This window comes from Halomonas sp. BC2, from assembly GCF_002078115.1.
Lineage (GTDB): Bacteria > Pseudomonadota > Gammaproteobacteria > Pseudomonadales > Halomonadaceae > Vreelandella > Vreelandella stevensii.
The window spans coordinates 227,997-237,116 of the sequence record NZ_LFGT01000008.1; the positions used below are offsets into that span (position 1 = coordinate 227,997).

At 59.3% G+C, this 9,120-nt stretch carries 12 protein-coding genes; 8 read left to right on the forward strand and 4 right to left on the reverse strand.

The features are described from left to right. The 6 genes from B7L71_RS06420 to B7L71_RS17610 all read left to right on the forward strand — a co-directional run. On the forward strand, nt 1-372 hold a 372-nt coding region (locus B7L71_RS06420; RefSeq protein ID WP_283160404.1), incomplete at its 5' end, for a phosphopantothenoylcysteine decarboxylase domain-containing protein. Further along, nucleotides 369-824 carry a dUTP diphosphatase gene (gene dut / locus B7L71_RS06425; RefSeq protein ID WP_081136753.1) on the forward strand — a complete coding sequence of 152 codons (456 nt, stop codon included), beginning with the start codon at nt 369-371 and terminating at the stop codon, nt 822-824. The genes B7L71_RS06420 and dut, both read left to right, overlap by 4 nt. A 33-nt stretch (nt 825-857) precedes the next feature. After that, on the forward strand, nt 858-2,246 hold the full coding sequence (locus tag B7L71_RS06430; protein ID WP_081136755.1) for a phosphomannomutase/phosphoglucomutase: 1,389 nt from the start codon (nt 858-860) through the stop codon (nt 2,244-2,246). A gap of 82 nt (nt 2,247-2,328) precedes the next feature. Next, nucleotides 2,329-3,228, forward strand: a complete 900-nt coding sequence (gene argB, locus B7L71_RS06435) for an acetylglutamate kinase (RefSeq protein WP_016915070.1) — start codon at nt 2,329-2,331, stop codon at nt 3,226-3,228. Nucleotides 3,229-3,249: 21 nt separating this feature from the next. Further along, on the forward strand, nt 3,250-3,858 hold the full coding sequence (gene slmA / locus B7L71_RS06440) for a nucleoid occlusion factor SlmA (RefSeq protein ID WP_081136757.1): 609 nt from the start codon (nt 3,250-3,252) through the stop codon (nt 3,856-3,858). A gap of 158 nt (nt 3,859-4,016) precedes the next feature. Beyond that, complete coding sequence (locus B7L71_RS17610) at nt 4,017-4,544, forward strand: hypothetical protein (RefSeq protein ID WP_249273187.1); 528 nt, start codon at nt 4,017-4,019, stop codon at nt 4,542-4,544. Nucleotides 4,545-4,672: 128 nt separating this feature from the next. Here B7L71_RS17610 and B7L71_RS06450 read toward each other — a convergent pair whose 3' ends face one another. From B7L71_RS06450 to B7L71_RS06460, 3 genes are all read right to left on the reverse strand, one after another. Continuing rightward, nucleotides 4,673-5,263 (reverse strand): hypothetical protein, encoded by a 591-nt coding sequence (locus B7L71_RS06450; protein WP_081136759.1) that lies wholly within the window; start codon nt 5,261-5,263, stop codon nt 4,673-4,675. A 105-nt stretch (nt 5,264-5,368) separates the two neighbouring features. Then, complete coding sequence (locus B7L71_RS06455; protein ID WP_232710801.1) at nt 5,369-5,617, reverse strand: hypothetical protein; 249 nt, start codon at nt 5,615-5,617, stop codon at nt 5,369-5,371. 3 nt (nt 5,618-5,620) lie between these two features. Next, nucleotides 5,621-5,974, reverse strand: a complete 354-nt coding sequence (locus B7L71_RS06460; RefSeq protein ID WP_081136763.1) for a hypothetical protein — start codon at nt 5,972-5,974, stop codon at nt 5,621-5,623. Between the two features lie 565 nt (nt 5,975-6,539). Between B7L71_RS06460 and B7L71_RS06465 the strand changes: the two genes are divergently transcribed. Both B7L71_RS06465 and B7L71_RS06470 read left to right on the forward strand, forming a co-directional pair. After that, on the forward strand, nt 6,540-6,827 hold the full coding sequence (locus B7L71_RS06465; protein ID WP_081136765.1) for a type II toxin-antitoxin system HigB family toxin: 288 nt from the start codon (nt 6,540-6,542) through the stop codon (nt 6,825-6,827). 2 nt (nt 6,828-6,829) lie between these two features. Then, a complete protein-coding gene (locus B7L71_RS06470; protein ID WP_081136767.1) occupies nt 6,830-7,243 on the forward strand; it encodes a helix-turn-helix domain-containing protein in 414 nt (137 codons plus the stop codon). Nucleotides 7,244-7,358: 115 nt separating this feature from the next. On the opposite strand, the gene ltrA is transcribed toward B7L71_RS06470, so the two are convergent. After that, on the reverse strand, nt 7,359-8,609 hold the full coding sequence (gene ltrA / locus B7L71_RS06475; protein WP_212636734.1) for a group II intron reverse transcriptase/maturase: 1,251 nt from the start codon (nt 8,607-8,609) through the stop codon (nt 7,359-7,361). Nucleotides 8,610-9,120 lie beyond the last annotated feature (511 nt).

Below are 9,120 nucleotides of genomic sequence, written 5' to 3' on the forward strand. Positions count from 1 at the left end.
AAGAAAACCGACGATCAGGACACGCTGACCCTGACGCTGGTGAAAAACCCGGACATCATTGCCGACGTGGCGGCCTTGCCCAACAGGCAACGCCCCTTCGTGGTCGGCTTTGCCGCCGAAACCCAGGAGGTCGAGCGCTACGCCCGCCACAAGCTCGACCGCAAGGGCCTGGACATGGTCGTGGCCAACGACGTGGCCCAGCAAGGGCTGGGCTTTGGCAGCGACGACAACGCCGCCCTGCTGCTCTGGCGTACGCCTGACGGCACGCAGCAACACAGCGCGCCGCCCCAACCCAAGACCGCGCTGGCCACCCTGATCGTGCAGCAGGCGCTCTCCCTGCTGCCTCACACTTCTCACGGAGCTTCCTCATGAACCGCCCTCGCCTGCAGTGCAAGGTATTGGACGAGCGCTTGCGCGACTATCTGCCCTCTTACGCCACCGCTGGCTCGGCGGGCATGGACCTGCGCGCCCTGCTGGACGAACCGCTGACGCTGGCGCCAGGCGAATGCCAGCTGGTGCGCACCGGCCTGGCCATCTATATCGAAGACCCCAACCTTGCCGGCATGATCCTGCCGCGTTCGGGGCTGGGGCATAAGCACGGCATCGTGCTGGGCAACCTGGTGGGGCTGATCGACTCCGACTACCAGGGCGAATTGATGGTCTCGGTATGGAACCGCGGGCAGGCCAGCTTCACGGTCACGCCGTTCGAGCGCCTGGCACAATACGTGCTGGTGCCGGTGGTGCAGGCCGAACTGACCCTCGTCGACAGCTTCACCGATTCCACCCGTGGCAGTGGCGGCTTTGGCAGCACTGGCCGCCAGTAAGCACTCACTAGCGCGCTCTTTCAGGGATTGACCATGACCGTACCCGCTTCGATTTTTCGCGCCTACGATATTCGCGGCATCGTGGATGACACTCTCAGCGAAGCCACCGCCGAGCTGATTGGCCGGGCAGTGGGCTCGGAAGCCGCCGCCCGCGGTGAACACACCATGATCGTCGCACGGGACGGCAGAGTCTCGGGGCCACGCCTGCAGGCGGCGCTCATCAAAGGGCTCCAGGCCGCCGGGCGCGATGTGATCGACCTTGGCATGGTGCCTACGCCAGTGCTCTACTTTGCCACACACACCCTGCCCGAGAGCTGCTCCGGGGTAATGCTGACCGGCAGCCACAACCCGCCCGACTACAACGGCTTCAAAATCGTGCTGGCCGGAGAAACCCTGGCCAGCGACGCGATTACCGCCCTGTACGAGCGCATTCAGTCAGGCGACTTCACCGAGGGCCATGGCCGTGTGCGCGCCCACGACCTGCGGGCCACGTATCTGGCGCGTATTCTCGAGGATGTGCAGCTCGCAAGGCCGCTCAGTGCGGTGGTGGATTGCGGCAACGGCGTGGCGGGCGAGCTTGGCCCTCAGCTGGTCGAACGGTTGGGGGTGGCCACCACGGCGCTGTTCGCCGAGATCGATGGCCGCTTCCCCAACCACCACCCCGACCCCGGCAAACCGGAGAACCTGCAGGATCTGATGCGCAAGGTGCAGCAGGTAGGCGCAGACATCGGCCTGGCCTTCGACGGCGACGGCGACCGCCTGGGCGTGGTCACGCCGCGCGGGCGAATGATCTTTCCCGACCACCTGATGATGCTGTTCGCCACCGACATGCTCTCCCGCAACCCTGGTGCCAAAGTGGTGTTCGACATCAAGTGTACCGGGCACCTGGCACGGGTGGTGAGCGAGGCTGGCGGCGAGCCGGAGATGTGGCGCACCGGCCACTCGCTCATCAAGGCGCGCATGAAGGAAACCGGCGCCTTGCTGGGGGGCGAGATGAGCGGTCACATCTTCTTCAAGGAACGCTGGTACGGTTTCGATGACGGCCTGTATGCCGCCGCCCGGCTACTGGAAATACTGGCCCGCTACCCAGGCGATGCGGATGCCTTCTTCGACCAATTTCCCCAGGCAGTGAGCACGCCCGAAATCAACATCACCGTGGCGGATGCCGACAAATTTGCCATGGTCGAGACGCTTGCCAGAGAGGGCGACTTCGGCGAAGGTATCAAAACCACGCTGGATGGTATTCGCGTTGACTACCCCGACGGCTGGGGGTTGTGCCGAGCGTCCAACACGACGCCCGCGCTGGTGCTGCGCTTCGAGGGGGAAGACAGCGCGGCCCTGGAACGGATACGCGAGCGCTTCGCACGCGCCCTGCAAGGTGTTTCACCTACGTTGACGATCCCGGATACCCCCATCACATGATCATGCCACGGAGCGCCCACCACCCGCGCGACGATGAAGCAGACATTAAAAGCAGATATTACTAGAGCAAAGGGACAATCTCATGAGTTCAGCTAGCCGCGACCCCCAGGTCGTAGTGGAGGTGCTATCCGAAGCCCTTCCCTACATTCAGCAGTTTTCCGGCAAGACCGTGGTCGTGAAGTACGGCGGCAACGCCATGACCGAAGATACGCTGATCGACTCCTTTGCTCGTAACATCGTGCTGATGAAAGAAGTCGGCATCAACCCCGTGGTGGTGCACGGCGGCGGCCCGCAAATTGGCAGCCTGCTGGAAAAGCTCAATATCGAATCGCGCTTCGTCAACGGCATGCGGGTCACCGACTCGCAAACCATGGACGTGGTGGAAATGGTGCTGGGCGGCCTGGTCAACAAGAGCATCGTCAACCTGATCAACCAGAGCGGCGGCAAAGCAATTGGCCTGACCGGCAAGGATGGCGCCCAGATTCGTGCCCGCCAGTTGAAGGTGGAGCATCAAAGCCCGGAAATGACCGCCCCGGAGATCATCGACATCGGCCACGTGGGGGAAGTGGAAGCGATCTCCACCGACCTGATCGAGATGCTCGCGGCCCGCGACTTCATTCCGGTCATCGCCCCTATCGGCGTGGACGCCCAAGGCAACAGCTACAACATCAACGCCGACCTGGTGGCCGGTAAGCTGGCGGAAGCGCTGAACGCCGAAAAGCTGATGCTGCTGACCAACGTGGCGGGCCTGATGAACAGCGAAGGCCAGGTCATGACCGGCCTGACCACGGCCCAGGTAGATGCCCTGATTGCCGATGGCACCATCTACGGCGGCATGCTGCCGAAGATTCGCTGCGCCCTGGACGCCGTCAAGGGGGGCGTTAACAGCGCCCACATCATCGATGGCCGGGTGCCGCATGCCGTGCTGCTGGAAATCTTCACCAACGCTGGGGTAGGCACCCTGATCACCAACGCAGGCTAACTGCGACGGAGGGCAAGAGTCATGAGTAACGACCGCAAGCCTCGCCGTCGCGAGCAAATCCTGCAGGCCCTGGCCATCATGCTGGAAGAGGACAGCGGCAAGCGGATCACCACCGCCGCCCTGGCCCGCCAGGTGGGGGTTTCCGAAGCGGCGCTGTACCGCCACTTCCCCAGTAAGGCGCGCATGTTCGAAGGCTTGATCGACTTCATCGAAGAGAGCATTTTCGCGCGCATCACCCGGATACTGGAAGACATCCCCGACGCCACCACCCGCTGCAGCACGATACTCTCACTGCTGCTGGGCTTTGCCGAAAAAAACCCCGGCCTGGCCCGAGTACTGGGCGGCGACGCACTCACCGGCGAAACAGCACGCCTGCGCCTGCGCGTTCACCAGCTGTTCGAACGCCTGGAAACCCAGCTGAAACAAATCCTCCGCGAAGCCGAGCTGCGTGAAGGGCTGCGCCCCAGCATTCCCGCCTCCGCCGCTGCCAACCTGCTGATCGCGCAAGCCGAAGGGCGCATCGCCCAGTACGTGCGCAGCGACTTCAAACGGCTGCCCACCGAGTACTGGGAAGACCAGTGGGCGCTACTTTCCAGCCAACTGCTACAACCCAGCCCACAGCTCGCCTGACTACGGGCGCACTGCATACACGTACAGCCTACGCATACAACGCACACGCCCCCGGTGGCAGCCATGGCGGGGCGTTTGTTGATGATGGCTGCCAGGCCATACCCCTAGTGCTTTACAATGGGGCCGAACGTTGGACAGCACGCCAGGACATCTACGACATGGTGTACCCGGAACCACCCTCGTTTCTGCAGGTCTATCAGCCACACCTTCGCTACTACCTCATCGATGAAGGGCGCTACACTGATGAAGAGCTTGCCCTGCGCCCAACACCGCTAAGTGGGGTATTCGGCATCGAAAAAGCCTCAACCGACATGAAAGGTTTACAGCAAGCGGTGGACCGAATTGTCACGATCATACAAGCCGCCCCGGACAAAGAGCGGATCGACAAGATCGTTACCCGCTGGCTAAAGCGCTATTTGCAAAGGTTAGGCGCCAATGCAAACCTGGACCAGCTCAATAGTTTAGTGGAGGACAAAACCATGCTAGCAGAAAATCTTGCAAACTGGGCCCAGGAAGAACGCCAGGCCGGGCGTTTAGAGGGACGCCAGGAAGGACGCCAGGAAGGCATCGTCACCACAGCCCGCAATTTGTTAACGCTTGGTGCGCTGAGTGACGACCAAATTGCTGTCGCTACTGGGCTAACGGTGGAGGAGATCGCCAAGCTGCGTAACGAAAGCACGCACTGAGCTTACAACTCCCCACACGCCCGAGCAGGACAGCCACATCGGCCCCTAATCTATGTGGCATTTAAAGTATGCCCAGCATTAGCTGATGGCTGCCAAGCCCAATCCAGAGCGCCACACGATGCGGTGTATTACACCCTCGCTTGCCCTTGAATCACCGCCTCGAACCCAGCGGGGGTAATCGGTTGCTTCTCGGCATCCAACGCCGTGCCCCCCAACTTGGCCAGCTTTTTGGAAAGCGACACCAGTTTGGCCAACTGCAGCTTGCTGGGAGCCAGCATGCGCTGGGTCTTGGCAATCTTGATGCTGACGCCCTTCACCGGCGGATGACTGGCCTGGGATTCGGTCAAGGGTGGCAACTGGCCCGACCCCAGCGCATTTTCGATCAGAATCGGCGTGCGAGAAGAATCCCCCGCCACGGCAAAGGTCTTGGTGCGCTGTTCATACACCGCACCTGCCGAACTCAATACCGCACTCAAGCGGTCGTTCAGCGCAGGCGACGGCTCGTCGAACAGCACTTTTACTTCCCAAACCGCATTTTCCGCATTCAATAAGGCCGGTGCTTCTGGGGCCACGACAGGCGGCGGCGCACCACCCAACGCCCCTGCCGGCACCTCGTTGGCCCGCCGCACCAGCAACATGTACCCTGCCACACACCCGCAAGTCACGCTCAACCAAAGCGCACTAATCGCCACTACCAACACCAACGTTTGGGTATCCATCGCCCTGTTCTCGTTTTGTTAGCCAAGCACCAAACTGCTTACCAGAAAAGACCATAGTTCATGGCAGGCGGTTTGCAAGCTAACATTTGGTCTAGGGAGAGGCGTTTATGTCAAGGAAAGAGCAGCACCAGAACGCGGTGGCTCATTGAGGCCTTCTTCTACCTTCAACATGGCCAGCGTATGGGCACGCTGCTGCTTGACGGCGGTATCCAGAATATCCAGCAGCGCCTGGTAATCTTTCGGCTGTGCTTCCTCCAGGCCGTGCTTTTCGACGTTTGCCAGCGTTTGGCGAGTATCATGTATCAGTGCTTCCAGGGCCAGAATCACTCGCTCGCGCTCGTCCGCCGTCATCACGTATTAATCCCCTTTCTGCAGCTGCTGCACCCGCTCATATAACTGCTTGGCGCTGGCAATGGCCGTGGCTTCGTAAGCATCCAGGGTCAATAGCTGGTCGTTGGCTGGGTCCTGCATTGCAGCCTCCAGCACTGCCTGATAGCGTTTCAGCAAATGTGCCAGATTCAAGCGAATCATGGTGAGCTCAAGCTGAAACTCCGCTTGTAGACGAGTCATTCGCTCAATGCCCATAGGCACGCCCTCGCGAGCGCTAGCGGACCCGATGGTCAGCTCGACGCGTTTTTCAACGGCGTTCAATTTGGGGATCAGTTCATTGACCACGTACAGCGCAGAAATGGTAGTGGAATTTGATTTCACAAGGCTCCCAAAGCGGTGCTCGAATAAAAATAGAGCACCATTTTATCACGCACTTAGCTTGGTCTAAGGCTGAATTAACCCCCGGTAGAGCGGGTATATTCCCAGCGTACTTTTGGTGTTAGCGCGCTACTTGCAAGGAAGCGCCCCCAGCTTGCCCCACTCCGGCGCGCACATGGTCACAGATGATGATCGACGCTATCGCTCGCCTCGGTCGAGAAGTGAAGATTGTGATTGGCCCCTCACGCTACCGCTCATCTCCCGGCCATGTCGAGCTTGAAATGGCCTGAGGGCATAACGCAGGAGCTGCTTGGGGCGACTCAGTGCCCAGGCTGCGCCGTGCAGCTCCTTCGTCTCATCGAGGCTTAATGCTTTGGCTCGTGGCGCAAGGCAGCGACTTCGGCCACGTCCAAATTAGTTGCTTCAGCAATTTGCGCATCGCTAAGCACGCTAAGCTTGATCAGGTTACGTGCTGTTGCGCGCCTACCCAAGTAAGTGCCGATATAGCAACTTGCTATTGATAGCAGATTGCTATATAGTGAGCGAAGCGAAGGTAGGGAAGGTCAGCATGCACATCATCACGCAGAAGCGCATATGGGAAGCCATGGAGAAGTGGCCACAAGCTGCCACAGCGCTTGAAGCGTGGTACCGCATCATGAAGGCCAGCGAGCCGAAGGATTTCGCTGCCATGAAAGGGATCTTCCCAGCAACGGACAAGGTGGGCAGCCACCACGTATTCGATATCGGTGGCAACAAGATCCGACTGATCGCTGTCGTCCACTATCGCGCCAGGCGCGTTTTCATCCGCGACATCCTTGATCACAATGAGTACGACAAGGGCAAGTGGAAGGAGTGAACATGAACGCTATCCTCGACCAAGCTGCCACTCACTGGCGCTACATCTCTCCACTGCTCGCTACACCCGAGACAGAGAATGAGTATGATGCCAAGGTAGAAGCCCTGGATGAACTGCTCGACCTCATCGGTGACGACGAGGACCACCCGCTGGCCAGCCTTGCCTCTCTCCTCGGCGATCTCATCGAAGCGTATGACGAAGAGCATCGACCCCTGCCACAGGCGTCAGGCGCTGAGGTACTGCGATACCTCATGCAGGAGCATGGCGTGACGCAGCGTGATCTGCCAGAAGTGGGAGCGCAGCCCGTAGTGTCAGCAATCTTGTCTGGTAAGCGCACCCTGAACTGGCGGCAGGTATGCGAACTGTCCGACCGCTTCAGCGTGCCTGCCGATGCTTTCAAGGGATCTCGCGCCTGATCGCTGTATGCCTCTCTCGGCATGCTGCCTCATCACTGCGCTTATCGGGTCGGAGGGGAGCTAGTCCCCGTCCGCCCACACCACCTGGCATACGGATCCGTACCACGGCGGTTGGTCAAGTGTTGGCAAACCGCTCCATATAAAAGCGCACACCACGGAAGCCTCGCTTGTGCCACCAGCGGTTATTCATCGCGAACCGCGTATGATGGAGTTGGGCCAGAAACCACCAGCGCTTGTGCTGACAGTATCCTTTCGCCTCATCCACAGGGAGCCCGAGTTCGATCATTTTCCTCACTCGGGTTCTCGGTTTAAACCACTGTTTCATCAGGCACATGCGTAGTCGGCTTCGTATCCAGCTGTCGATATCAGCAAATAAGCGGCGTGTCTCTGCCAACCGAAAGTAGCTTGTCCAGCCTCGAATATATCGATCGAGACGGGCAAGCTTCACCTCAATGGCTTCGCGATCATGCCCGCGGGTCAGTTGCCTGATCCGTTTCTTGAAGCGTTTGATCGTCTCATTACTGCAGCGGATGCGCGGATTAGCCTTTCCAACAAAGCTGTACCCGAGAAAATTGCTGCGTGAGACAGAGACGACGCGGCTCTTCTCCCGATTTACCGGGAGTTTGAGTCGTGTTTCGAGAAAGGCGGTCACGTTGTCCTTGACTCGGTGGCCCGCTCGACGGCTTTGGACGTAGATCTGGCAGTCATCGGCATATCGGCAGAACCGGTGGCCTCTGGCATCCAGTTTCTTGTCCAGATCGTCAAGTAGGATATTACTAAGCAACGGACTCAAGGGCGATCCTTGCGGTGTGCCTTTCTCTCGCTGACTAACGAACCCCCCCATCATCATTCCGGCCTGAAGGTAGCGACGGATCACACCAAGCAAACGCTTGTCGTGAATACGTTTTGCTAGCCTGGCCATCAAAAGATCGTGGTTGACCTGGTCAAAGAATTTCTCCAAATCAATATCGACCACTATCGTGTAACCCTGTTTGGCGTAGTCATGAGCCTGCTCAATTGCTTGCCAGGCATTACGGCCTGGTCTGAAGCCAAAGCTTGAGTCAGAGAAATCCTTCTCGTAGTGAGGGCTGAGCACTTGATGGATGGCTTGCTGGATTAAGCGGTCTAACACGTTAGGGATGCCCAGCATACGGTGCTTGCCATTACCCTTCGGAATGTAGACCGTTCTCACCGAACCTGGCTGATAAGCGCCTGATTGAAGGGTTTCCTTGACCCCCGGCCACGCCTCCTTCAAATAGGATTCGGTGTCCTCAATGGTGCGTGCATCGGGGCCAGCGGCCCCTTTATTGCGCTGCACCCGGTTCCATGCCGCCGCCATATTGGCACTTTCAAGCACATCGTCCATGGAGACCGGGTAGCAGGGTTCGCAAGGGTTCCGGCCCGTAACCGGTCTGCCGCTGCTACTAAACTGCGGTCGGTTGTCATCGCGTTGGTCAGAGATCACGGAGAAACCCTTTCACTTGCCTTTGGCCCTTCGGTGGAATGTGGCCACCTACTATGGCCGCTGCTGACTTCCCTCACAGCCTTGCCGCCCCTCCCGCTGTGCGGTTGGCTTGGCTCTAGCGGTTGCAAGGGACCTCCCGGGGTAAGACGCACATCTTTCTCGCCAGGTAGCCGCCTCATATACGTACTGCGCTGCCGTGTTGGGATGAGCTTCGTGTTGTTCAGCACACTTACTCCACGCAGCCCGCCTCGTATGAGATTCGTGTTCCTCGGCTCAGCGATTTGCCGCAGGCTTCCTCCAGATTCCACCTTGCGATGGACACCCTTGCCATATTGGCTAACAGCTACTCCCAACGTCACTGCTCGGGACTTTCACCCTATAGATGTGCGCCATGCCCGGCGCACTGACGTCC